The organism is Phyllobacterium sp. CL33Tsu, assembly GCF_900113985.1.
GTDB classification, from domain to species: Bacteria; Pseudomonadota; Alphaproteobacteria; order Rhizobiales; family Rhizobiaceae; genus Phyllobacterium; species Phyllobacterium pellucidum.
The window spans coordinates 44,982-70,279 of the sequence record NZ_FORJ01000005.1 but is presented as its reverse complement, the minus strand read 5'-3'; the positions used below and the strand labels follow the sequence as shown (position 1 = coordinate 70,279).

The following is a 25,298-nucleotide window of genomic DNA, read 5'->3' as shown; positions in this document are numbered from 1 at the left end:
TTGGCTCTATCCGTTTCCATGCGTGCCCCTGATGGTTTTCCGCCAGATAAGCGGGGCATGGAGGGAAGCAGAGCGGCTGCTTGCGGCACCGTCGCCGTTGACCAGCCAGGCAATGCTGTTTCTGACGATCTCGTCCACGGGCTGGGTGAAGGTCGTCAGGGCGTAGGATGACCATCCTGACTGCTCGATATCGTCAAAGCCGACAACGCAAAGATCGTCAGGAATGCGCCGGCCAAATTCGTGGCGCGCCGCGTCCATCAAGCCAAACGCCATGAGGTCGTTGACGCAGAACACCGCATCGGGAGGCTCAAGGCCGGAAAACAGCGTCCTGCCGATTGTCCTTCCGCTTTCATAGACGGTGTTGCCGTGCCGAACGACAGTTACATCAAGGCCAAAGTCGCTCGCCGCTGCCACGAAGCCCTGTTCGCGTGCCATAAGGCTCGGTGTTCCCACGGCCGAGTTTGCAAAAGCCAATCGGCGGCAGCCCGCACGCAGGAAGGCACTGACCGCGACCCGCGCCGCCACTCCATCATCGAGGTTGATCCGAAACGGCCCCTCGATCTCATCGTCGCGATTTATCAGGACGATGCGTTGGCCGCTATCGAGGCAGAGTTTGGTGATCGCCTTGTCGGGTAGCCCGGACAGCAGGATCGATGCATCCGCACGATAATGAAGTGTTTGGCGCAGGGCGGTATCGACGCTTCCGTCCGACCGGTCGGTGTTGATGAGCATCGAGATCTTGCCGGCCAACTGCAATTCATGGGTAAGGGCGCGTACGAGGCGGGCACGATAGGGCGTGTCCATTTCGGAGACGACGAGGCAGACGATGCCGCTCTCGCTGCGCATGAGGCCGCGCGCCAACTGGTTGACGTGATAACCGAGCGCCTCGGCTGCCTGCATGACACGCTGACGCGTTTCTTCCGAGACGCTTGCCCCAGGGGTAAAGGTGCGTGATACAGCCGAGCGGGACACGCCCGCGCGTTTTGCCACATCGTCGGCGCTGACGAACGTCTTGTTCAAGCAAAGGACCCATATTTCAGTTCTGCGGCGCAGTTTGCACGCGATTGCGCGCCTTCGCAATCTCCCTCATTCAAAACATTTAAAGGTTATAATTGATGAGCCGCCTTGACAGATCGGACGCGCTCGTGAAAGTTTTGCACACGCTTGCAAAATGGCGTGCGGCATGGAGGTGCCGCTTTCTAGGGAGGAAAGATATGCGTTCTGTATTCGCCATTGCTGCTGCATTCGCCGTGGGCCTGCAAGTCATGCCAACCGAAGTGCGCGCCGCAGATAATCTCAACCTGATCTGCTCTGCCGACGTCGTCATCTGCGAATTGATGAAGGGCATGTTCGAAAAAGAAACCGGTATCCAGGTCAATATGGTGCGCCTGTCATCGGGCGAGACCTATGCCAAAATTCGTGCCGAAGCCCGAAATCCCAAGACCGACATATGGTGGGCTGGAACCGGAGATCCGCATTTGCAGGCGGCATCCGAAGGGCTGACGCTGGAGTACAAGTCGCCCATGCTCGATCAATTGCAGGATTGGGCTAAGAAACAGGCGGAAAGCTCGGGATACAGGACGGTCGGCGTTTATGCCGGCGCGCTCGGCTGGGGCTACAACACCGATATCGTCAAGAAGAAGGGCCTCAAGGAAGCAAAGTGCTGGTCGGACCTGATCGACCCTGCTTACAAGGGCGAAATTCAGATCGCCAATCCCAATTCGTCAGGCACGGCATACACCGCGCTTGCGTCGCTCGTGCAGATCATGGGCGAGGACCAGGCATACGACTATCTGAAGAAGCTCAACGCCAATGTTTCCCAATATACCAAGTCGGGTTCGGCTCCGGTGAAAGCGGCAGCACGCGGCGAGACAGCGCTCGGCGTGGTCTTCATGCACGATGCCGTCGCACAGATCGCCGAGGGCTTCCCGGTGAAGGCTGTGGCTCCCTGCGAGGGCACGGGCTACGAAATCGGCTCGATGTCGATCATCAAGGGCGCACGAAATCTCGATGCCGCCAAGAAGTGGTATGACTGGGCCCTGACGGCCGATGTGCAGTCGCACATGAAGGATGCCAAGTCCTTCCAGTTGCCATCCAACAAGTCGGCGACGGTCCCACCCGAAGCACCGAAATTCGAGGACATCAAGCTCATCGATTACGACTTCAAGACCTATGGTGACCCGGCCAAGCGCAAGGAACTGCTGGATCGCTGGGATAAGGAGATCGGCGCGAGCGCGAACTGATCTACCTTCGCCTTGTCAACCATATGTCCGGCCTTATCCGGACATATGGTCCATAAAAGCATGAGTCTGGGATGAGCGGGTGGCGTGATGGAGCGTAGCGACCGGAGACTGAACATTGCGCTCGGCATCGGGCTCGCAGGGCTTGTCCTCGTGCCCTGGTACAGGATCGAGGCGGGATTCTATGGGCTGAGTTGGCTCAAGAACTTTCCGACGGGTTCCGCCGAAGCACCCGGCATCTTGCAGGCCTTCGAATTCGGTCGTTGGAACCTGGCGCTGATTGCCTTGATCTTCGCCGTGGCTATTGCCGCGAGGTTTTTGAGGGTCTCGGCGCTTCGTTCGAACCTGTTGATTGCAGCGGGCGGCGCCGGCATCCTTTTCCTTGTCTGGCAAGGCCTTGCGATTGGATATACGGGCTGGTCGTGGACGATCAACGAGACGCTGTTCGGACCGCTGGCGGACGGTCAGCCATCCATGGGCGCCGGCGCCGGATTGACGGCTTTGGCACTCGTTCTCTTTTTCGCCTTTGGCCTTGCCGAACGCGGCGTTCTTCGCGGCGATGCCTTCGTGGTCGCGTCGATTACGCTGCTCGTGTTCCTTGTCGCGATTTTTGTGTTCTATCCGGTCGGCAGCATGTTTGTCGGCGCTTTCCAGAGCTTCGACGGGTCGTTCGATCCTTCCGGTTTTGTCCGAAACATTCAGGATCCATCAATATGGAGCCTCGACTGCCTCGTGGGCGGAAATCGCTGCGGCATTGCCTGGCGCACCTTTTTTCTGGCGGTCCTCACCGCCTCGGGATCCACCATTCTCGGACTGTGCTTCGCACTTGTCGCAACGCGTACCCGCTTTCCCTTCAAAAGAGGCCTGCGCCTGTTGACGATCCTGCCGATTATCACGCCGCCGTTCGTTATCGGCCTCGCGCTCATCCTTCTGTTCGGCCGTGCCGGGGTCGTGACCCAGCAAATCTCGCATATCTTCGGTGTTGAGCCCGGCCGCTGGCTCTACGGCCTGACTGGCATCTGGATCGCGCAGGTCCTTTCGTTTACGCCGATCTCCTTCCTCGTCCTCATCGGCGTCGTCGAAGGGGTCAGTCCTTCCATGGAAGAGGCGTCGCAGACATTGCGCGCCGACCGCTGGCGCACCTTCTGGCGGATTTCGCTGCCGCTTATGAAGCCGGGCCTCGCCAATGCCTTCCTCATCGGCTTCATCGAGAGCATGGCGGATTTCGGCAACCCGCTCGTTCTCGGCGGCAGCCACGGCGTGCTTTCGACGGAAATCTTCTTCGCCGTCGTCGGCTCTCAAAACGATCCTTCACGCGCCGCTGTCCTCGCGATCATCTTGCTGGTCTTTACGCTGTCGGCATTCCTGGCACAGCGTCTCTGGCTCGCGGGCAAGAGTTTCGCCACTGTTACCGGCAAGGCCGACTCCGGTGCGCACATCGCGCTGCCGCGTTCCCTGTCGATCGGGGTCCACGCCATCGTCATCCCATGGGCGCTGTTCACCCTTGTCGTCTATGGCATGATCCTTGTTGGCGGCTTTGTCCGGACCTGGGGTCTCGACAACACCTTGACCTTCGAACATTACCAGCGCGCCTTTTCGTTCGCTTTCGAGAATGGCGCCATCGCCTGGACCGGCGTTGCCTGGAATTCGTTCTGGACGACGATGGAGATCGCGCTGATTTCCGCGCCGCTCACGGCAGCTGTCGGCTTGCTCACGGCCTATCTCATCGTTCGCCAGCGCTTTTTCGGACGCAGCGTCTTTGAATTTGCCCTAATGATGAGCTTTGCCATCCCCGGGACCGTCATCGGCATCAGCTATGTTATGGCCTACAATTTGCCGCCGCTTGAGATGACGGGCACCGCCCTGATCCTGATAGCCTGTTTCGTCTTCCGCAACATGCCGGTGGGCGTACGCGGCGGGGTTGCCGCGATGAGCCAGCTCGACAAGAGCCTCGACGAGGCGTCGCTGACCCTGCGGGCGACGAGCTTCCGCACCATCCGCAAGGTCATCCTGCCGCTGCTGCGCCCGGCAATCGTAGCCGCTCTCGTCTATTCGTTCGTGAGGGCCATTACCTCGATCAGCGCGGTCATCTTCCTGGTAAGTGCACAGTACAATATGGCTACGTCCTATATCGTCGGCCTCGTGGAAAACGGCGAGTACGGCGTGGCCGTCGCGTATTCGTCTATGCTTATCGTGGTGATGATCGTCATAATCACCGGTTTCCAACTTCTCGTCGGGGAACGCCGGCTGCGGCGCGAGAATCGTGTCGCCACCGCCTTCGTTCCTGCCGCCGTGCCGCAAGAAAAGGCCACGCCATGAACAATCGTACCGGGTCAGTCGTCTTTACCAACGTCAAGAAGCAATTTGGCAGCTTCACCGCCATTCACGACCTGTCGCTCGATATAGAGCCGGGAACCCTTGTGACGCTGCTGGGACCGTCAGGTTGTGGCAAGACGACGACGCTGCGCATGCTGGCCGGTCTCGAGCACCCGACTTCGGGGCGCATTCTCATCGGCGGCAAGGACGTAACGATGCTCCCCGCCAATGAGCGCGACGTCTCCATGGTCTTCCAATCCTATGCCTTGTTCCCGCATATGTCGGTGCTCGAGAACGTCGCCTACGGGCTCGAGTCATCCGGGATGAAGAAGAGCGAAGCGCGGCAACGGGCGGAAGAGGGGCTGACGCAGGTCGGTCTCGCCGGATACGGCCAGCGCCTGCCGGCAGAGCTTTCAGGCGGACAGCAGCAGCGCGTCGCCGTTGCCCGCGCCCTGGTGCTCGAGCCACAGGTCCTGTTGCTTGACGAGCCGCTGTCCAACCTCGATGCGCGCCTTCGCCGCCGCGTGCGGACGGAGATCCGGGAGCTTCAGCAAAGGCTTGGATTTACGGCCGTCTACGTGACGCACGATCAGGAAGAAGCGCTCGCGGTCTCCGATCGTATCATCGTGATGCAGGATGGCGTCATCGCGCAGCAGGGATCGCCACGCGAACTCTACGAGGCGCCGGCGTCGTCGTTCATCGCCGATTTCATCGGCGAGGCCAACGTGGTGCCTTGCGAGGTGCTGGGCAATGACGGGACAGAGGCGATCATCCGTGTCGCCAGGTTGGAACACAGGGTGCCGGCGCGCAGCGCGCGTCCCGGGCCGGCCAGGATTGCCGTACGCCCCAATGCCATTACACTTGAAGCGGCGGAGGAGGCGGCATTTCCGGGCAGCATCCGCCATGCTGCCTATCTCGGCGACCACGTCGAGTATGAGGTTGAAACCGAAGCCGGAACGCTTTTCGTCGTCGATCCGGCAATCGACAGGAATCTTGCACCGGCGACCAATGTGAGCATCGGCTTCCATCACCGCGGAATCGCCATTATCAACAACTGATCGCTCGTACCGAGGAAAGACATGACATCGCATACCCAAGCGGAGCTTGAGGCTCGCTTTGCCCTTGCCAAGACAATGGCCGCAGAGGCCGGAGCGAAGGCTCTTGCCTACTTCAATGCGCGGGAACGGCTTGTGATCGAGACCAAGGCCGATCCGCATGACGTTGTTTCGATCGCCGATCGCGAGGTTGAAGATCTCATCCGCCAAAAAATCGCAGCCGCTTTTCCGCAAGATGCGATCCTCGGCGAGGAACATGGCCTGAGCGCGGGAGCCTCCGGTTTCACCTGGGTCGTCGATCCGATCGACGGCACGAGCCCGTTCGTCAACGGCATGCCGACCTGGTGCGTCTCCATCGCCGTCCTTGCAGGAGAAGAGATCGCGATAGGCGTCATTCATGTCCCGTGCAACGACGAATTATACGCTGCGGCTCAAGGGCTCGGCGCTACCCTCAACGGCCGACCGTTGAAACTCGGCTCCGACCGGACCGTCCGCAATGCGGTGACGGGCATTGGAGCCAACAGTCACGTCGCGCCAGCAGCGCTGGCGGGGATCGTGGAGCGGCTGCTCGATGCCGGGGGAAATTTCATCCGCAACGGTTCGGGCGCGCTGATGCTCGCCTATGTCGCGGCCGGACGCCTCGTCGGCTACTATGAGCCCTATATGCATGCGTGGGATTGCATGGCGGGTTATTGCCTCGTCAAGGAGGCGGGGGGCTGGCATCACCCCTTCCCGGTTCAAGGCGAAGCGTTGACCAAGGGATCGCCGGTGCTTGCCGCCGCCGAGGGCGCCGTGGACGACCTGCGGGCAATCGCCGGGCTTTAGCCCTCGCTCAAAATCCCGCGAGGCACTGCAGCCCATACGCGAATTCCGCCGAGATCGATTGCAACGATTTTGACACTAATGGATCCTATGCTGTACCCGGTCGACATTACCGCCGGGTCGTTATGGTGCTTCGCTGAACAGGACAAGAAATTCTGGTTCTCCAAGTTGCCACAACAAGCACGATCATTGACTTATCCGAGCGAATAACATCGACTAAAGTTTGAAGCTGTAGAGTTGCGTTTTTAAAGCTGGATAGTCATGACAGTCGTGCGGAATCTTTTGTGGGCGCCAACAATTGGCTTGTCCTGGCTATGGGGTCTGGGGTTCTTTTATTCGATCCACGTGACCCTCACCTATGGCTGGCTCGGATTCTTCGGCTTTGCCATCTCCAATGTCGCGGGCCTTTGGCTGTTCGGCTTTATCCTGGGGCGCACCAAGCGCTCGCCAGACCAGATCATGAAGGACATAGAGGGCCGCTACGCGGGCGTTTTCCTGCTGTTCCAGATGGCGGCGCTGGTGGTCACCATTTTCGGGTTCGTGGCCTATCTCTGGCAGCCGATCGTCGGCGAGGGCTCGTCGATCGGTGTTGCGATGCTGCTGCTCTTTGCCTGCGCCATCGGCCACGCGCTGACGCTGCAGCAGATCAAACTCTTGCACATCGTGTATACGGTCGTCGGCGTTTCCGCTGGGATCGTTCTTCTTGTTGGCCTGCGTGAAACCTCTACCTATCCCGGCGTGCCGCTTGCCCAGTTCGACAGCCGCTTCTACGGCCTGGTCCTGCCCACGATCATTGGCTTCCTGCTCGGGCCCTGGCTCGATATCCAGCATTGGCAGCGCGCAGTCACAATCAAGCGTGAAGGCGGGAACGTCGGCCTCGCCTATGGCGTCGGCGCCCTCATATTCTTCGGCTTTCTGTTTCTGAACGCCCTGACGGCATCGGCAGTCGGTCCGATCGGCAGCATTCTTTCCATCGACGGCTTGCCGAGCGCGCAGGGCGCCGTATCGGCAGCGACGGTACTCGCCGCCGAAAACGGCCAGTCCTACCTCGCCATAGCCTTTGTCATCTGGACGACGATCGCTCTCGCCTCGACTGTCGACAGCTACTACTGCGCGACGGCATGGTTCTTGAAGGGCAAGAACATGCGCAGCAACAGTCCGCTGCTGGCCCTTATCCCCGATGGGATTGCTTCCTCGCCGCTCTGGCTGCTGATCGGTGCTGTCTGGGTTGCCTTTACGGCCGTACCCGCGAACTTCTCGCTCATGTATTTCATGATGCCGTTCGCGACGCTTTTCGTGAGCGCTGCGGCAAATCTCGCCTGTGAGGCATTGGGCGCGAAGCCGAAGTTTGATCCGGTCCTGAGCTTTCTGATCGGCTGCGGATCGGCGGTTATCTTCGTAATCGGTTATGTCCAGCCAATACCGGAATTCCTGGCCCTTTCGCCTTTGATCGGCTTGATCGGCGCGCTTCCCGTCATCATTGAGATATTCGGTCCGGCCTCGAAGGCGATACCGGTCGAGATTGTCGATCAGCCAATCCGCATGATGTCGCCTTCGCCGATTGGCACGCCTGTCGCCCAGGGCGATGAGATGTCGCCTTCGCATGGGTTCGACGGCGAATGGTTCGTCATGCAGCTCATTCCCACCTATGACGATACGAATTCGGTCGGCAACGTCTATTTCGCCAACTATGTGCGCTGGGTTGGCAAGGCCCGCGAACTTTTCTTCAATGTATGCATGCCGGATTTCGACCTGGCGACGACGCGATTCTATATCCTGACGCGCTCGTTCACTCATGATTACCGGCGTGAATCGAAGGAGTTCGAGCAGATCAGCGTGCGCATCAAGATCGCCAGGCACAATCGCAAGTTCGTCACGCTCGAACATGAGATCCACAGTGCAACACAGGGCCTGCTCGGCCACGGCGAGCAATCGCTGATGTTCGTCGATCGGGAGAACTACAGCCCACTGGATATTCCGGGCGAAGTGATCAAGGGCTTCCTTGCCTATTGGCCGAAAGACTCGCGCCTGTCACCCAACCACCGGCCGAACATCGCGGACGTCAAGGCAAAGCGGCAGGCTTAACGTTATTATCCTGGGATAGCCCCAAGGGTCCCATTGCTGGCTTTGTTCGTTCCAATTGAGAATGCAAGTTCCGAAGGGTAACGAGCTCAGTGTCGTCGGGTGGGTTGTTCCTATTCGACCGGGGGAGAGGTCGGTCCCGACCTCCGGGTTGCCAGTTGGGTTCCTGCAACTTTCCGAGGTGCCTTTGTCCGATGCGTGAACATCGGCTTTGCTGCCTTCCGCGTGGATTGTCTCACCATCCGGGAAACAGAACTGTTTCTATCTAAACAGGGAATGCTTAGCGGGAAGCTTAACGATCGCGTTGCTCAGCTTGCGACCTGGTAGCGCTCGCTGTCGAACGTGAGGAGCTCGAAGGTCTTTTCCACGGGCTCGGCGGGGCTGAAGAGGAAGCCCTGTACCTGGTCGCAACCTTCCTTTTGCAGGCAGGCGAGCTGCTCGCGGGTTTCGACGCCCTCGGCGGTGATCTTCATGCCCATGCTGGCGCCTAGGCCCATCACCGCCCGGATGATGGCGAGACTTCCGCGATTGTGCGGCAGATCGCGCACGAAGGACTGGTCGATCTTGATCTTGTCGAACGGCATCTTGCGCAGATAGCTCAAGCTGGAATAGCCGGTACCGAAATCGTCGAGCGCGATGCTGACGCCCATGGCACGGAACTGGCGTAGCAGCGAAATCGCGGCGACGTTGGCTTCGAGAAAGACCGATTCCGTGATTTCAAGCTCAAGACGGTTCGGCTTGAGGTTGTTCTTGCTGAGCGCGTCGCGAACGATCGAGGCGAGATCGGAATGGCGAAACTGGATCGCTGAAATATTGACGGCCACGTGGATATCCTGCGGCCAACCGGCGGCGATGCGGCACGCTTCCTGGATGATCCATTCGCCAAGCGGGATGATATTGCCCGATTCTTCCGCGATCGGAATGAAGATCGTTGGCGAGATGAAGCCATGAACCGGGTGTTTCCAGCGCAAGAGTGTCTCGAAGCCGACTGTCTTCAGCGTCTGGGCCGAAACGATGGGCTGGAAATGCAGGATAAATTCCTGCCGGGCCAACGCCCCGCGCAAATCCATGGCTAGGGCGCGTTTTGCCTCGATGCGTGCATCCATTTCGACTTCGTAGAACCGGTAGCTGTTGCGGCCCTCGTTCTTGGTGCGATAGAGCGCAAGGTCAGCACAGCGCATGATGTCGTTGACGCTGTCGGTCGGCGCTATCGCGATACCGATGCTGATGTGAATGTTGATCTGGATACCATCGATCCAGAAGGGCTGGGAGATGCTCTGCACCAATTGTTCGGCAAGTTCAGTCGCCGCTGCCTGATCCGCTCCGCGCGCAAGCAGCGCGAATTCATCGCCGGAAAGGCGTGCCACCGTGTAGGTGGCTGGCGAGGTGCCTCGCAGCCGGTCGGCCACCTGCTTTAGCAACTGGTCTCCAATGCCGTGACCGAAACTGTCATTGACAGTCTTGAACTCGTCGAGATCGATGCAGAATACGGCGAAGCTGCGCAGGCCTTTCTCGAGGTCCTTGGTCGCTTGGCCGAGCTGATCGGTAAACAGCGTGCGGTTCGGCAGGTCGGTCAGCACATCGTAGCGGGCAAGATAGGAAAGCTGGTCGTCGGACTGCTTGGCAGCCGTCACATCGGAACCAACGCCGCGGTAGCCGACAAACTTGCCGGCATTGTCGAATATGGCCTTGCCAGTCAGTGACCACCAGCGTGTCTCGCCGCGAATATTGACCGGGAGAATATGGTTGCGGAATGTGGTGCGGTTTTCAATGGCCTGCCAGATGGAACCGACCTGCGTCGCTTCTTCCGCATGCGACTGATCGACCTTGAAAAGTTGCGCGAAGGGCATGCCCTGCAATTCCTTCGTCGTCTTGGCGGCGATCTGGGCAAGGCGGGGGGAGGTGTGCTGCAGCTTGAGGTCAGCATCCGTTTCCCAGATCCAGTCGCTGGCATTCTCTTCGAAATCGTAGAGCAGGAGGCTGATGACTTCCTTCTGCTGTTCAACCTTGATCTGATCCAGCGTGCGCATGACGATGAGGTTGCTCATGTGCACGATCGTGAACAGGATAAAAAGCGCGTAGAACGCGAGCAGGATTGCAATGAACAGAAAGAAATCTTCGCCGGTGGAGGCGAGTGCGAAGAAGGATCCCGTGATGATCGTGCCGGAATAGGCGATTGCCGCAAGCGGCACGACCGCGACACCGATACCCGTGGCCATGAGACCCGCCGCAGTACAGGCGATCAACAACCGGTGATATGGGTCGGCGTCGAGGAACAGCATAAGCGGTATGCTGGCGAGGCAAATACCGTAGAGCGCCGAGACGATAATAAGATACTTGATGGCATCGAAGCCAAGCTCTTTCACCTTCGGCAGCTTGTACCATTGCGTGCACGCGAACAGCGAACCAACGGTCAACAGCGCCACCACCGTCGCGACACCGGCGAGATACGGGCGGGGTCCGAGATTCCAGAAGACATAGGCAACGACAAATACCACGCACATCGCAACAAGCACCGTGAATGGCGCCAGTCGCAGGGCGACGTCCATCTGCTCGGCATAAACACGGCGTTTGACTGCCGGATTTATGGCGCCGCGCATTCCGAAGATCGATCGGATCGCGTCAACTGTGTGGAACTTGGACGACACGCAAAGCCCTCAAATACGTGAGTTCGTAATTCCCCATGTTAGATTTTTTACGTTCGGCATTCGTTAATGTACTTAGCATTTTTTTTAATAGTTACCAATGTCTTTATCGCCTCATAGTACATTTTCATTAAGATGATTTTTTCAAGTCGTATATGATTAAATACGCGTTTCCGATTATAAAGAGTACTATTTCATATTGATTTGGTATAGCTATCAATTATATAAGTATAACATTGTAGAATGTTCCATTTGATTGGATTTGTATTTTCGAAGCGCGTCGATGGGCGGCTGGCGTCGCGATAGTGAGATAACACAACTGGCTGTAAGCATTCGCGTGTACTTCATTAATAATTGGTCATTTGATCGCCGATGAAGTTCGGCCGCCCCAAGGTCTGATAAATTATAGACCTTTGTTCGCAGAAATATCATTTTGTTCAGCGCGGGACGGAGAGAATGGCCCCCAGCAGTCCTGGAAAAGCGCTGTCCAGATCGTCTCGGCGCAAGGTATTCATGTGTGACGTCCCATCATTGCGGGTGTGGACGATGCCCGACTCGCGCAGCACCCGGAAATGGTGCGACATGCTGGATTTGGGGCGCCCGCCGTCAAGAGCCGCGCATGTCGCCTCACCCTCGCGCGCAAGTTGCCGCACTATGGAGAGGCGCACCGGGTCGCTCAGGGCATATAGAACTGACTCGACCTGCAATTCGGAAACTGATGGATGACGGAACTGTCTCATGGCCGATAAAGTACCACAAAATTTTGTGTATTGCTATTGTTCGAATATTATCGAACTATCAAAGAAATTCGGCAAGCCAGATTGGAGAATGATATATGGCATCGCTTTTTGACCCGTTCACCCTCAAGGACGTCACGCTGCGCAATCGCATCGCTGCATCGCCCATGTGCCAGTATTCCGCCAATGACGGTCTCGTCAACGATTGGCACAGCGTGCATCTCGGGTCGCTCGCGCGCGGTGGCGCAGGTCTCGTTGTGGTCGAGGCAACCGGGGTCTCGCCTGAAGGGCGGATCACCCCGAATTGCGTGGGTCTGTGGAACGACGAACAAGCCGCTGCCCTTGCACCGAATGTGCAGTTGATCAAGGATGCTGGTGCGGTTCCGGGAATCCAGATCGGTCATGCAGGGCGCAAGGCCAGTGCGAACCGGCCCTGGGAAGGCGACGACCATATCCCGGCCGGCGATCCGCGTGGCTGGGAAACAATCGCGCCATCACCGATCGCCTATGGCGGAGGCCTCAACAAAGTTCCACATGAGATGACCAAGGCCGATATTGAACGCGTCAAGCAGGCATTCGTCGATAGCGCCAAGCGCGCGCTGGCGAGCGACTTTCAATGGCTGGTGCTGCACTTCGCCCACGGCTATCTGGCGCAGAGCTTCCTTTCCAGGCACTCGAACCAGCGCACCGACGAATATGGCGGCAGTTTTGAAAACCGCAGCCGCTTCCTGCTTGAGACACTGAAGGCAGTGCGCGCCGTCTGGCCGGAAAACCTGCCGCTCGCTGCGCGTCTCGGCGTCATCGAGTTTGACGGCAATGACGAGGAAACCCTGGGCGAGGCAATTGAGCTGATCAAGCAGATGAAGGCGGAAGGGCTCGATTTCATCGATGTCAGCATCGGCTTCTCCCTCGGCAAGGCGGATATTCCCTGGGGACCGGCGTTCCTGGGTCCCACCGCAGCGCGCGTGCGCCGCGAAACGGCGTTGCCGGCTTCGACTTCCTGGTACATCAGCACGCCGCAACAGGCTGAGGGACTTGTCCGTGATGGTTCGGTCGATCTCGTCATGCTGGCGCGCCCATTGCTCGCCGATCCGCACTGGCCGTACAAGGCAGCGACGGAACTCGGCGTAGAAAAGCCTGCCTGGATTCTGCCAGCGCCCTATGCGCATTGGCTCAATCGCTATCGGGCGGCATAGGCGTTGCGAACTCTGCGAATAATTCCTGGGATGCTTGGAAACGCAGTGTCGTGAGCGAGGCTTCTGGGAGAGGAACGAGCTTTCGCCCGTCCCTCTCTTTCTGGAAGTTGAGTTGACCCGGACTGTGCCTCGCCAGCCCGTCTGGGAGTTTCGCCAAACGGCGAAACCGAAGCGATGTCCCCCAGGTTTTGAGAACAAGGCCGTTGCCAAGTTCCGGGCCGCCGATCTCCCGCTCTCGCGAATTGAAAGCAGCAGGCCGTTCGGTTGTTTTAGAATGCGAATCCTGAAACCTGCCAAAATATGAAACAGGCTTCGTGTCGTCTGAGGCGGCCTTTGCTTATGTTCGGGCACCGGCAAATGCCGCGCCATCTCATTCCAACCTGCCTGGTCGCTCAACCTGAAATGTTCATGCCCGTGTCCAACCTCTATCGAAAATTGCAGATGGTCTGTATAGACGGTCGCAAACAGGCAACAGGGCGGGTGTGCGAGCACCGCAAATGAACATGGCAATTGTGAAAAACAGGGCTAAGGGCCCGGTTGCCGTGGCGGCAAATGATGAGCCGGCCACGCAAGCCAAACCGATGGTCGCATTCGAGCAGGTCTCCAAACGCTTCGCGGCCGGCCGCAGCAGCAACGAAGTGGTCGCGCTCGACAATGTTGACCTTGTCGTGCCGCGCGGGTCGGTGACCGGAATCATCGGTCGTTCCGGCGCTGGCAAGTCGACCTTGATCCGCCTCGTCAATGGGCTGGAAAGGCCGACCGCCGGCCGCGTGCTTGTCGACGGCGTTGATGTTGCGGGGTTAGGCGAGAAGGACCTGCGCTCCGTGCGCCGCGCCATCGGAATGGTCTTCCAGCATTTCAATCTGCTGTCGTCGCGCACTGCCTTCGACAACATCGCGTTGCCGCTTGAAATCGCGGGTGTGGACAGGCAAGTCATCGAGAAGCGGGTGACGCCGCTCCTTGAGCTCGTGGGACTCTCCGACAAGCGCGACCGTTATCCATCGGAACTTTCCGGCGGACAGAAGCAGCGCGTCGGCATTGCCAGAGCGCTTGCGACCGAGCCGAAGCTGTTACTCTCCGACGAGGCGACCTCGGCGCTCGATCCGGAAACGACGCGCTCGATTCTCGACCTCCTGCGGAAGATCAACAAGGAACTCGGCCTGACCATCCTGCTGATCACTCATGAGATGGAGGTCGTGAAGACGATCGCCGACCATGTCGCAGTGATCGACGGCGGCCGTATCGTCGAGTCAGGGCCGACATTCGACGTCTTTACCGGCCATACCCATGCAACGACCCGGGCATTGCTTGGCGGTCTTGCGGGCATGCGCCTGCCCGAATTTCTGACCAAGCGGATGTCGAGCGAACCGCATGATGGTTCGCGCACGATATTACGCGTTATCTTCAAGGGCGAAAATGCCACCGAGCCAATGTTGGCGCGGCTTGGCAGCGATCTTGGCATCGAAGTGAACATTCTGGCTGGGGCCGTGGACGAAATCGCCGGGCGTCCGTTCGGCATGCTCGTCGTTTCGCTGCGCGCCGACGCGGCGAAGATCGCCGAGGCGCGGCAATTCCTTGCCGAACATGGCTTGGCATCGGAGGTGGTTGGCTATGTCGCCTGATATTATCGCGCTTATCGTCAAGGCGACGGGCCAGACGCTCTACATGGTTGCGGTTGCCGGTCTCGTCGGCTCGTTGTTTGGCATTCCGCTCGGCGTGTTTCTGGCCACGAGCGGGCGCGGCGAACTCTTTCCCGCGCCCTCGGTCAACAAGGTGCTGGGCGCAATCGTCAACGCGACCCGCTCGACGCCGTTCATCATTCTCGTCGTCGCGATCATTCCGTTCACGCGCCTTGTGGCGGGGACTTCCATCGGCACCAGCGCCGCGATCGTTCCCCTGACTATTGCGACCATCCCCTTTGTTGCCCGCCTCGTTGAGACGGCGATCCGCGAAGTCGATCCCGGACTGACGGAAGCTGCCCGCGCCATGGGCGCAAGTCCGATACAGATCGTATTCAAGGTTCTGCTTGCAGAAGCGCGCCCCGGTATCGCCTCGGCCTTGACGCTCACCGTCGTCAGCCTGATCGGCTATTCGGCCATGGTCGGAGCCGTGGGCGGCGGCGGACTTGGCGACCTCGGCATCCGCTATGGCTACCAGCGTTTCATGCCCGATGTGATGGCCGTTGTCGTCGTTGTTCTCATCGTCCTCGTGCAACTCGTCCAAAGCGCCGGCGACAGGCTGGCGCGCCAGTTCGACAAGCGCACGCGTCCGCGCTGAGCTTGTTATTCTTCAAAAGACAGGAGTTAGAAATGTTGAAGAGATTTCTTGCCACCGCCGCTTTCGCGGCTGTTCTGGGTGCATCCAGCGCCTGGGCCGAAACGATCAAGATCGGCGTCACGCCGGGCGAGCACGCGCAGATCATGGAAAAGGTCAAGGAGATCGCCAAGCCGAAGGGCCTCGATATCGAAATTTTCGAGTTTTCCGACTATGTCGTGCCGAACCAGGCGCTGAACGACGGCGAGCTCGACGCCAATTCCTTCCAGCACAAGCCCTATCTCGACAATCAGATCGCCGATCGCAAGTTTGACATTGTCGATGTCGCATACACGGTCAATTTCCCGATGGGCGTTTATTCGAAGAAGGTCAAAAGCTTCGATGAACTCGCTGATGGTGCGACGATCGCCATTCCGAACGATCCGACCAATGGCGGCCGGGCTCTGCTGATCCTCGCCGACAAGGGCGCGATCAAGCTGAAGGAAGGCGCCGGTCTGAAGGTCACCGTCAACGATATCGCCGAGAACCCGAAAAACTTCAAGTTCGTCGAGCTCGACGCCGCGCAGTTGCCGCGCTCGATTGACGATGTGGATGCGGCAGCGATCAACACCAATTACGCGCTGGAGGCTGGCCTCGATCCGATGAACGGCACCATCCTCAAGGAAGGTGAAAAGGCGCCTTACGTCAACCTGATCGCGGTTCGCACGGCCGACAAGGACAAGCCCTGGGTGAAGACGCTTATCGAGTCCTACCACTCCGATCCGGTCAAGCAGTTCATCCTCGACAAGTACAAGGGTGCAGCTGTTCCCAGCTGGTAATTTACTAAATAGGCATCTCCCAAAAGGAGGTGCCTCGCCTCAGATGCGCTTCCCCTTGGCGTCGAACAGGTGGAGCTTTTCCTTTGGGACGATCACCCGCAAATGATCGCCTGGCTCGACTACGGATCGCCCGGCCACCCGCACGACCACTTTGTCGCCGCCGATATTGCCGTAGACATAGCTCTCCGCACCGACCGGCTCGACACCGCGAACGGTCAGGTCCAATAGCAACCCGCCGATATGTTGCTGGCTTCCGGCCGCAACCTCGAGATCTTCCGGCCGGAAGCCGATCTGCGCTCCCTCGGCTGGAATTGCGAGGCCCTCAGCGCCGATATGGGTGCCATCCTTGAGGAGAAGACCGGCACTGTTTGCTGTAACATGAACAAGGTTCATCGGCGGCGCCCCGATGAAGCTCGCAACAAAGGTGCTCGCCGGCTTTTCATAGATGTCGAGCGGCGCCCCGATCTGCTCGACGACACCGCCATTCATCACGACGAGAATATCGGCGAGCGTCATCGCTTCGAGCTGGTCATGGGTGACATAAACGCTGGTCACGCCAAGTTGCCGCTGCAGGTTCTTGATCTCGACGCGCATCTGGCCACGCAGCTTCGCGTCGAGGTTGGAAAGTGGCTCGTCGAACAGGAACACTTTCGGATTGCGGACAATCGCGCGGCCCATGGCGACGCGCTGGCGCTGACCACCGGAAAGTTCGCGCGGGCGGCGCTCAAGCAGGTGCCCGAGTTCGAGCGTCTGCGCTGCTTCCCGGACGCGCTTGTCGATCTCACCCTTCGGCATGCCGCGATTGCGCAGGCCGTAGGCCATATTGTCGTAGACCTTCATGTGCGGATAAAGCGCGTAGTTCTGGAACACCATGGCGATGTCGCGTTCCGCCGGGCCAAGGTCGTTGACCACGGAATTTTCAATCTTGAGCACGCCTTCGGTGATCGTTTCGAGACCCGCGATCATTCGAAGCAAGGTCGATTTCCCGCAGCCTGACGGCCCGACGAGCACACAGAGCGCGCCGTCGTCGATGGCGATATTGATGCCCTTCACCGCCTCGACGCCGCCGCCATAGACCTTGCGGATGTTGGTCAATTCCACGCTTGCCATTTCATTTCTCCGTTTCGACCAATCCGCGCACGAACCAGCGTTGCATCAGGACGACGACGAGGATCGGGGGGAGAATGGCGAGAATGCAGGTAACCATCACCAGATGCCATTCGGTGTCGGCGTCGGCGAAGGAGATCATCTTGCGCAGGCCGACGACGATGGTCGACATGTCGTTGCGATTTGTCATGAGCAGTGGCCAGAGGTACTGCGTCCAGCCATAGATGAAAAGAATAACGAACAGCGCCGCAATGTTGGTTTTCGATAGCGGCAGCAGAATGTCCTTGAAGAATCGCCAGGGGCCGGCGCCATCAACGCGCGCCGCCTCGACGAGTTCGCCTGGAATGGTCATGAAGAACTGGCGAAACAGGAGCGTCGCGGTCGCCGAGGCCATAAGCGGCAAAGTAAGCCCCGTATAGGTATCGATGAGGCCAAGATCGACCATGACTTTGTAGGTCGGAAGGATGCGCACTTCGACCGGCAGCATCAGTGTGATGAAGATAAGCCAGAAGAAGAACATGCGGCCGGGGAAGCGGAAGAACACGATGGCATATGCCGAAAGAAGCGAGATGACGATCTTGCCGATGGCGATGCCAAGCGCCATGACAACCGTGTTCCAGAGGAGGCGGTCAACGCCGACGCCGCCGATGCGCCCGACACCGCCGAACAGGGCCGAAGAATAATTCTCCCAGAAATGGCCGCCCGGCAGCAGCGAAAGCGGCGGCCGGATAATTTCCTGCAGCGTCTGCGTCGAGGCGACGAATGTATAGTAGATCGGGAAAGCGACGACGACGATCCCAAGGATGAGAACGAAGTGTGCAATCAGGCGGCCAATGGGGTTGTTCTGGATCATGGTCACCTCAGCCGTAATGGACTTTGCGTTCGACATAGCGGAACTGGATTGCCGTCAAGGCGATCACGATGATCATGAGGATGACCGACTGCGCCGCCGAATCGCCGAGGATGAGATTGACGAAGCCGTCATTGTACACCTTGTAGACGAGCGTCTCGGTTGCCTTGCCCGGACCGCCGCCGGTCACGGCGTGAATGATGCCGAACGTGTCGAAGAAGGCATAGACCGTGTTGACGACGAGAAGAAAGAACGTCGTTGGGGCAAGGAGCGGAAAGACGATGGTCCAGAACCGCTTGTTCTCGCCGGCACCGTCGATGGCGGCAGCCTCGATCAGCGATTTTGGAATAGATTGCAGCCCGGCGACGAAGAACAGGAAATTGTAGCTGATCTGCTTCCATGCCGCGGCGGAAACAACCAGAACCATCGCCTGGTTGCCGTTGAGCAGCGGGTCCCAGTTATAGCCGGCGGAGCGGGCGAGATAGGCGAGCGTCCCCATCGATGGGTTAAACAGGAACAGCCACAACATGCCGGCGATGGCGGGCGCAACGGCGTAGGGCCAGATGAGCAGCGTGCGGTAGATGTTCTTGCCACGGATGACCTTGTCGGCCATGACGGCGAGAAGCAACGCGATCGTCATGGCGATCAGCGTCGTCGCGACCGAAAAGACGATCGTGACCTGCAGCGAATTCAGATAGTTGGGATCGCTGATGACCCGCCTGAAATTGCCGAGGCCGACGAACTGTGTCGACAGGCCGAAGGGGTCTTCGCGCAGGACGGACTGATAGATCGCCTGCGATGCCGGCCAGTAGAAAAAGATGAGCGTGATGGCAAGCTGGGGCGCCAGCAGCAAATAGGGCAGGAGCTTGTTGGGAAACGTCACGTTGTTGGACGATGCCATGAATGCCTCACATTAAAGGAAATCCCGGCCGCAAGGGCTTGCGGCCGGGTTTCAGACGGAAGGGCTTATTGGCCGAGCGCCTGCTTGATCGCTGCATTGCCGCGCTTGACGGCATTGTCGAGCGCCTGCTGCGCCGTCTGTTTGCCGGCTAGCATGTTCTCGAACTCTTCATTCTCGATATCGCGTACCTGCGGCAGGTTGACGAGGCGCACGCCCTTGGAATTTTCCGTAGGAGCCTTGCCCAGCATCTGCTTGATCGGGATCTCGCGCGCCGGGTTCTTGTCGTAGAAACCGGATTTCTTGGTTGCCTCATAGGCCGCCATCGTAACCGGCAGATAACCCGAGACCTGATGCAGGCGAGCCTGGATATCGGTCTTCGACAGGAAATTGAAGAAAGCGGCTACACCCTTATATTGCTCGTCCGACTTGCCGGCGAAGACCCAAAGCGAGGCGCCCCCCGGAATCGTGTTCTGCGGCGCACCTTGCGCACCTGCTTCGTAGGGAAGCTGGCCGGTGCCGAAATTGAGGCCGGACTTCACGACGTCGCCAAGGCCGCCTGACGATTCAGTGAAGATGGCGCATTCGCCCGAGGTGAACAGCTGTTTTGCCTCGGAGGTACGACCGCCATAACGGAAGGTGCCATCCTTGGCGAGGTCGGCAATCTCCTGGAAGTGCTTGACGAAGGTCGGCGCGTTTATCTTCAACTCGACATCGGTGGCGGCGATACCGTTTTCGTTGGTGCCCCACTGCAGATTGTTCCAGGCCGCGTAATTTTCGGTCTGGATCCAGGTGAGCCAGGTCGAGGTGAAGCCGCAAGACGCTGCGCCGCTGGACTTGATCTTCTTGGCGGCGTCCCACACTTCCGTCCAGGTTTTTGGCGGATTGTTCTCATCGAGGCCAGCCTTCTTGAAGGCGTCCTTGTTGTAGTACAGGATCGGTGAGGAGCTGTTGTAGGGGAAGGACAGCATGGTGCCGTCAGGCTTGGAATAATAGGCGACGATGCCCGGCAGATACAGGCTCTTGTCGAACTTCGAGCCGCCCATGGAAAGAATGTCAGCAACCGGCTTGACCGCGCCTTCCGCGCCCATCATCACGCCAGTACCGGCGTCAAATACTTGAAGAATGTCAGGGGCCTGCTTGGCCCGGAATGCGGCGATGCCGGCATTCAATGCTTCAGGGTAGGTTCCCTTGAAAACTGGAACAACTTTGTAGTCGCCCTGGCTCGCGTTGAATTCCTTAGCCAGCGTCTCGACAACTTCATTGTTGGCGCCGGTCATTGCATGCCACCAGCTGATTTCGGTAACGGCGAAGGATGCGGTGGAGGAGGCAAGGACAAGGCCAAATGCAAGGCTCAACGAGGTAATACGATAGGTCATCTCAATCTCCCATGGACGAAGGCGTCATCTATAGTGCGCTTGATGCCAGTATCTCCATTATGTGACAGACAGACAACAGTAATGTGCCTTGTCCGGTTCCGCCTGTGGAAAAAATGCGCAGCTGTTCATTCGCTGGCGATAGTCGAGGCTGCGGGGCGGTCCCGGGATCGGGGCGCGTCTGCCGATGATTTTATTTGCCGGCTATGGTCAGACGAGGGTGACGCCGGCCTTGCGCATTTCACCGAGCATGGCGGCCAGCGAACCGCCGAGATTGATGCCGCGGCAAGCATCGAGCAGAACATCGGCGGCAAAGCCGTGCTCCACGGCGTCAAGCGCGGAATAGGCCACGCAGTAGTCCGTGGCAAGTCCGGCAAAGGTCACATTGGTGATCCCCCGGTCACGCAAATAGCCGGCGAGGCCAGTTGGGGTCTGGCGATCGTTCTCGTAAAAGGCCGAGTAGCTGTCGATATGATGGCGGAAACCCTTGCGGATGACGAGTTCGGCCTTGGTCCATTCCAGCTCGGCATGAAATTCGGCCCCGACGCTGCCCTGGATGCAGTGATCGGGCCACAGCGTCTGATTGCCGTAAAACATCGGGACCGTCTCGAAAGGTGCCTTCCCCGGATGGGTCGAAGCGAAACTCGAGTGACCGCCGGGATGCCAGTCCTGCGTCAGGATGACATGGTCGAAGCGCATGATCAGCTTGTTGATGATCGGAATGATCTCGTGGCCACCTTCAACGGCGAGGGCGCCGCCCGGGCAAAAATCATTCTGAACATCAACGACGATCAACGCGTCCTTGGCCATATTCATCTCCAATGTCTCGTGAAGAACTCAAGTATGACCAATCGGCGAGCCGCGTCAACGCGCGTAATGCAGATCGCCGTCGATCCATACCTGATTGACGTCGAGCCGATCGTCAAGATGCACGATGTTGGCGATGTAACCGGGCAGAAGGCGACCGTAATGGTGGTCGATGCGCAGGCTCTCCGCCGGATAGAGCGAGGCCATCCGCAAGGCTTCTTCCAGTGGCAGACCAAGCTCGTTGTGCACAAAACGCACCGCTGAGATCATGTCGAGGTCAGCTCCCGCAAGCGTTCCGTCGTCGAGTGTCAGACGTCCGCCGGCGCGGGTTATCCGGCGCCCGTTCAGTGTGAACGCGGTGATGTCGGTGCCGATGGTCGACATGGCGTCGGTGACGAGGAAAATGCGCGACGGCCCTTGCTTGGCTCTGATGGCAATTGCCATCGATGCCTTGTCGACGTGGAACCCGTCGGCGATAAGACCGGCGGAAAGCTCGCCCGACTGCAACGCAGCACCGACGACTCCGGGGCTGCGATGGCCAAGCTGGCTCATGGCGTTGAACAAATGTGTCGCCATGGTCGCGCCGGCTTCCGTAGCGGCGAGGGCGACTTCGTAGGACGCGCCGCTATGGCCGAGGCTGACAATGACGCCGGCGTCGGTCAAAGCCTTGATCTTGTCGGCGGGAACCGTCTCAGGCGCTACTGTGGTCAGGAGCACAGGCAATTGCTGTGCCGCCTCGATAAGCGCGACAAGGTCGGCATCCTCCATGGGCCGGATGAGCTTCGGGTCGTGCGTCCCTTTGTGGGATACCGAAAGGTGGGGCCCTTCGATATGAAGTCCGATGAAGCCCGTCACCTTGTCAAGCGCGGCAGCCTTGCCGGCATTCAGCGCCGCCGCGGTGATTTCGGGCGTGTCGGTAATCAGCGTCGGCAGCAGGGCGGTCGTCCCGAAGGCGAAATGCGCATCGCAGATCGTCCGGATGACGTCGACACTCGGACCGTCGTTGAGAAGGACGCCGCCGCCGCCATTGACCTGGATATCGATAAACCCGGGCACCAGCTTGCCGCCGTCGAGTTCGACACGGCGGATATCGTCCGGCAGGGCGGCGTCGGAAATGCTCGAGACAACGCCCTTGTCGATGACGAGCGCCGCGTCGCTATGCCAGTTCGCGCCGTCGAAGATCTCGGCGCCCGTCAATGCGTAGGCGGTGCTCATATCGTTTCCGTCACCTTGCGCAGATGCGGTGGTTCGTCGGGATTGAGGCCGCGGCTGCGGGCAAATCCTTCCACGAAGGCATAGAACGAAACAAGCAGGGCGAGCGGATCGGTGAGTGGGTGCGATGTGGCGACGAAGGGCAGCGCAGTTGCCTTCGACGGCTTTGACGAGGTGAGGAACACCGCCGCGCCTTGCTCGGCGAGGCGGTTCGCCGCTTCAACAAGCGAATCTTCGGCAGCATCACGCGCCGCCAGAACCAGCACGGGGAAGCCCTTGCCGACAATGGCCTTCGGCCCGTGCATGACTTCCGCGCCGCTGTATGACTCGGCGTGGACCCCGCTCGTCTCCTTGAACTTCAATGCCACCTCATTGGAGATAGCAAGGGAAGGCCCGCGACCAAGCACGAACAGCGAGTTTTCGTCCTTGAGTGCACCGGCAAAGGGCGACCAATCACATTCGACGGCTTTGGCCAGCGCGTCGGGCAGGGCATGGATAGCGGTCAGCAGCTTCTTGTCCTCGGTCCAATGGCCGATGAGCGCCAGACCGGCGACGGCGGAACTGACGAAGGACTTGGTCGCCGCCACGCTGCGCTCGGGACCTGCGAGAATATCGATGGGGAAATCGCTCGCATTGGCAAGGTCGGAATTGATGACGTTGGTGATTGCGATGGTAAGCGCGCCGCTCTCGCTTGCCGCGCGAGTCATGCTGACGATGTCCGGGCTCTTGCCCGATTGCGATATTGAGAGCGTCGCTGCCTCGGCAAGCTTCAGCGTCACGCCATAGATCGAGGCGACCGATGGCCCGAGCGAAGCGACGGGAACCCCGGCGGTCAACTCGCTCGAATATTTGAGAAACGAACAGACATGGTCCGACGAGCCGCGAGCAATCGAGGCGAGGAATGGCGGGTTCTTCTCGCGCAGCTTCGCGCCGGCAGCGACAAGGGTTTCGCGGGAACGTTTGAGGAACCGTTCTGTCACCGCGGGAATGGAAAGAATTTCCTCCCGCATGAGGGTGGTCGTTTTGGTCGTCAAAGCACTGCTCCTGATATTTCGGAAGAGTCGCCAAGCTTCAGCTCGGCCACAAATTCATAGGCATCCGCACGGTAGATCGATCGGGTGAACTCGATGACCTTGCCCGATTCCAGATAGGATATGCGCTCTATATTCAGGCTGGCGGAGCCGGCCGGAACCTGGAGCAATGTAGCATCATTTTCCTTCAAGATGGCCGCAGAAATGCGCTGGATGGCGCGCACCGGGCGGTTGCCCCCTTCGGCTAGCACCGCATAGAGCGAGACTGTGACCAACTCGGGATTCGGCAGCACGTTGATGGACAGTGCAGCGCGTTCGATGGCCATGGGCGTGTCGTTGGCGACGCGCAGGCGGCTGATCCGCGCCACCTTTTCCCCCGAGGAAAGTCCGAGCGTGACCATCTCCTCGGGCGAGGGCGCATAGATACCGCGATCAAGCCAGGTAGAGCGCACCACCATGCCGCGGCGGGCCATGTCTTCCGTGAACGAGGTAAGGTGCGACAGCGATTGCTCGACACGCGCCGAGCGCGGTGCGACGAAGGTGCCCGAGCCATGCCGCTGCACGAGCAGGCCGCTATTGACGAGGCCCTGTACGGCTTTGCGCACCGTGACGCGTGAAATCTCGGCCATCGCCGCAAGCTCGCGCTCCGGCGGCAAGGCGTCGCCGGGCCGCAGCGTGCCGTCGCGCACAGCGTTCTCGATGAGGCGCTGCAGCTTTACATAAAGTGGGCCGCCGCTTGCCTGCTCGTTGAGCGAAGGAAGAATGTCAATCAGACCGTCAGCCATGCATATGCTCCACGCCTGCGCCGGAAAAATAATGCACGGCGAGCTGGACCGCGCCCGTCAGGGGATCGTTGAGCGGCTCCTGCAGCCGGGCCTTGTAACGTGGTGAAAGCAGGGGGCCGTAGAGCGAGCCAAGCCCGCCGAGGAGGGAAAGGCGGCTCTCGTCCGATGGCATCACTGCATCAAGACCTTCTTCGATGTTTCGGACTGAGCGCCCGATCAGCGCGACGGCAACCGGATCCTCCAGCGACGCATATTCGAACAGCATCGGTGCAAATGTACCGAAATCGCCCGGACTTGCGGAATGGGCAAATTGCACGATCTGGTGCGGATTGCCGCCGAAGCGGCGCATGACTGCGTCGGTCAACGCCGAGGAGGGGTGAAACCCGTCATAGGCGAGCAATGTCTCTTCCAGCAGGTCGCGCCCGAGGCGCGCGCCACCGCCAAGATCGCTGACCTTGAAGCCCCATCCGCCGGCAAAACGTATCTCTTCTCCCGATCGGGTGACATAGACCGAGCCGGTGCCGACAATGACCACCGTCCCATCCGCATCGCCGAGCGCACCCTGCAGTGCAATGACACCGTCGGAATAGACCAGCGCGTTCTTGAAGGGGAGCATTGCCTGGAGCTGAGCGCCATTGCCGCCGACATTTGCACCGGCGAGCCCCAGGACAGCAGACGCAGAAGCGACAAGTGACGTGGACACTCCGGCGGCCGTGAAGGCAGCTTCGGTTGCGCCGAGTATATTAAGCCGGGCGGTGTTCATGTCGGTCATGATATTGGCGGAACCACTTTTGCCCGTGGCCAGAATCCGGCCGCCCGCATCGGCCAGCGCCGCCCTGCAGCTCGTTCCACCACCATCGATTCCCACGAGATAATTCACGTTTCACCGTCCTCCACGAGTAGAATACCAATAAAATACCAATAGCCAAGTGTTAATTCGCGCATTTTGTACATTTCCCATATATCATTGAATAAATTGAACAAAAACCTCGAAAAACTTGACTGAACAGAAATTTTTTAAGATTTGCTGGACAAGTGGTATTTTTT

The 25,298-nt window shown here is 59.1% G+C and carries 21 protein-coding genes; 9 read left to right on the top strand and 12 right to left on the bottom strand.

All coding sequences use genetic code 11. The features are described from left to right. Positions 1-6 precede the first annotated feature (6 nt). Positions 7-1,020, bottom strand: a complete 1,014-nt coding sequence (locus tag BM074_RS17260; RefSeq protein WP_091923694.1) for a LacI family DNA-binding transcriptional regulator — start codon at positions 1,018-1,020, stop codon at positions 7-9. A gap of 194 nt (positions 1,021-1,214) precedes the next feature. On the opposite strand from BM074_RS17260, the gene BM074_RS17255 reads away from it, so the two are divergent. The 5 genes from BM074_RS17255 (at position 1,215) to BM074_RS17235 (ending at position 8,518) form a co-directional block, all read left to right on the top strand. Continuing rightward, complete coding sequence (locus BM074_RS17255) at positions 1,215-2,243, top strand: ABC transporter substrate-binding protein (RefSeq protein ID WP_091923692.1); 1,029 nt, start codon at positions 1,215-1,217, stop codon at positions 2,241-2,243. An 87-nt stretch (positions 2,244-2,330) separates the two neighbouring features. After that, positions 2,331-4,559 carry an ABC transporter permease gene (locus BM074_RS17250; protein WP_091923690.1) on the top strand — a complete coding sequence of 743 codons (2,229 nt, stop codon included), beginning with the start codon at positions 2,331-2,333 and terminating at the stop codon, positions 4,557-4,559. Next, a complete protein-coding gene (locus tag BM074_RS17245) occupies positions 4,556-5,614 on the top strand; it encodes an ABC transporter ATP-binding protein (protein WP_027231968.1) in 1,059 nt (352 codons plus the stop codon). Before BM074_RS17250 ends, BM074_RS17245 begins: the two co-directional genes overlap by 4 nt. Positions 5,615-5,635: 21 nt before the next feature. Next, positions 5,636-6,436 carry an inositol monophosphatase family protein gene (locus BM074_RS17240; protein ID WP_027231967.1) on the top strand — a complete coding sequence of 267 codons (801 nt, stop codon included), beginning with the start codon at positions 5,636-5,638 and terminating at the stop codon, positions 6,434-6,436. Positions 6,437-6,694: 258 nt separating this feature from the next. Beyond that, entirely contained in the window at positions 6,695-8,518 is a 1,824-nt protein-coding gene (locus BM074_RS17235) for an acyl-CoA thioesterase (protein WP_091923688.1), read from the top strand. 305 nt (positions 8,519-8,823) lie between these two features. Here BM074_RS17235 and BM074_RS17230 read toward each other — a convergent pair whose 3' ends face one another. Both BM074_RS17230 and BM074_RS17225 read right to left on the bottom strand, forming a co-directional pair. Continuing rightward, entirely contained in the window at positions 8,824-11,163 is a 2,340-nt protein-coding gene (locus BM074_RS17230) for a putative bifunctional diguanylate cyclase/phosphodiesterase (protein WP_036814465.1), read from the bottom strand. Between the two features lie 434 nt (positions 11,164-11,597). Then, positions 11,598-11,900, bottom strand: coding sequence for an ArsR/SmtB family transcription factor (locus BM074_RS17225; protein WP_027231964.1), 303 nt, complete (start codon positions 11,898-11,900; stop codon positions 11,598-11,600). 95 nt (positions 11,901-11,995) lie between these two features. Here BM074_RS17225 and BM074_RS17220 point away from each other — a divergent pair, with 95 nt between their 5' ends. From BM074_RS17220 to BM074_RS17205, 4 genes are all read left to right on the top strand, one after another. Beyond that, the gene (locus BM074_RS17220) at positions 11,996-13,093 is read left to right on the top strand and encodes an NADH:flavin oxidoreductase/NADH oxidase (RefSeq protein WP_027231963.1); all 1,098 of its coding nucleotides are present in this window, start codon (positions 11,996-11,998) and stop codon (positions 13,091-13,093) included. 581 nt (positions 13,094-13,674) lie between these two features. Next, positions 13,675-14,715 (top strand): methionine ABC transporter ATP-binding protein, encoded by a 1,041-nt coding sequence (locus tag BM074_RS17215; RefSeq protein WP_027231962.1) that lies wholly within the window; start codon positions 13,675-13,677, stop codon positions 14,713-14,715. Then, complete coding sequence (locus tag BM074_RS17210) at positions 14,705-15,370, top strand: methionine ABC transporter permease (RefSeq protein ID WP_027231961.1); 666 nt, start codon at positions 14,705-14,707, stop codon at positions 15,368-15,370. The genes BM074_RS17215 and BM074_RS17210 overlap by 11 nt, the downstream gene beginning before the upstream one ends. Positions 15,371-15,402: 32 nt before the next feature. Next, a complete protein-coding gene (locus BM074_RS17205; RefSeq protein WP_091923685.1) occupies positions 15,403-16,185 on the top strand; it encodes a MetQ/NlpA family ABC transporter substrate-binding protein in 783 nt (260 codons plus the stop codon). 39 nt (positions 16,186-16,224) lie between these two features. On the opposite strand, the gene BM074_RS17200 is transcribed toward BM074_RS17205, so the two are convergent. The 9 genes from BM074_RS17200 to BM074_RS17160 all read right to left on the bottom strand — a co-directional run bounded on the left by BM074_RS17200 (position 16,225) and on the right by BM074_RS17160 (position 25,131). Further along, positions 16,225-17,295, bottom strand: a complete 1,071-nt coding sequence (locus tag BM074_RS17200; protein WP_091923683.1) for a sn-glycerol-3-phosphate import ATP-binding protein UgpC — start codon at positions 17,293-17,295, stop codon at positions 16,225-16,227. A 1-nt stretch (position 17,296) separates the two neighbouring features. Continuing rightward, positions 17,297-18,145 carry a sn-glycerol-3-phosphate ABC transporter permease UgpE gene (gene ugpE, locus BM074_RS17195; protein WP_091923996.1) on the bottom strand — a complete coding sequence of 283 codons (849 nt, stop codon included), beginning with the start codon at positions 18,143-18,145 and terminating at the stop codon, positions 17,297-17,299. Between the two features lie 7 nt (positions 18,146-18,152). Then, positions 18,153-19,043, bottom strand: coding sequence for a sn-glycerol-3-phosphate ABC transporter permease UgpA (ugpA, locus tag BM074_RS17190; protein ID WP_027231957.1), 891 nt, complete (start codon positions 19,041-19,043; stop codon positions 18,153-18,155). Between the two features lie 65 nt (positions 19,044-19,108). After that, on the bottom strand, positions 19,109-20,419 hold the full coding sequence (gene ugpB, locus BM074_RS17185; RefSeq protein ID WP_091923681.1) for a sn-glycerol-3-phosphate ABC transporter substrate-binding protein UgpB: 1,311 nt from the start codon (positions 20,417-20,419) through the stop codon (positions 19,109-19,111). Between the two features lie 207 nt (positions 20,420-20,626). Continuing rightward, on the bottom strand, positions 20,627-21,226 hold the full coding sequence (pncA, locus tag BM074_RS17180; protein ID WP_027231955.1) for a bifunctional nicotinamidase/pyrazinamidase: 600 nt from the start codon (positions 21,224-21,226) through the stop codon (positions 20,627-20,629). Positions 21,227-21,280: 54 nt separating this feature from the next. Then, on the bottom strand, positions 21,281-22,438 hold the full coding sequence (nagA, locus tag BM074_RS17175; protein ID WP_091923679.1) for an N-acetylglucosamine-6-phosphate deacetylase: 1,158 nt from the start codon (positions 22,436-22,438) through the stop codon (positions 21,281-21,283). Further along, on the bottom strand, positions 22,435-23,445 hold the full coding sequence (locus tag BM074_RS17170) for an SIS domain-containing protein (RefSeq protein WP_091923995.1): 1,011 nt from the start codon (positions 23,443-23,445) through the stop codon (positions 22,435-22,437). The genes nagA and BM074_RS17170 overlap by 4 nt, the downstream gene beginning before the upstream one ends. Positions 23,446-23,465: 20 nt before the next feature. Then, the gene (locus BM074_RS17165; RefSeq protein ID WP_091923677.1) at positions 23,466-24,251 is read right to left on the bottom strand and encodes a GntR family transcriptional regulator; all 786 of its coding nucleotides are present in this window, start codon (positions 24,249-24,251) and stop codon (positions 23,466-23,468) included. After that, positions 24,244-25,131, bottom strand: a complete 888-nt coding sequence (locus BM074_RS17160; RefSeq protein ID WP_091923675.1) for a glucosamine kinase nucleotide-binding domain-containing protein — start codon at positions 25,129-25,131, stop codon at positions 24,244-24,246. The genes BM074_RS17165 and BM074_RS17160 overlap by 8 nt, the downstream gene beginning before the upstream one ends. Positions 25,132-25,298: the final 167 nt, after the last annotated feature.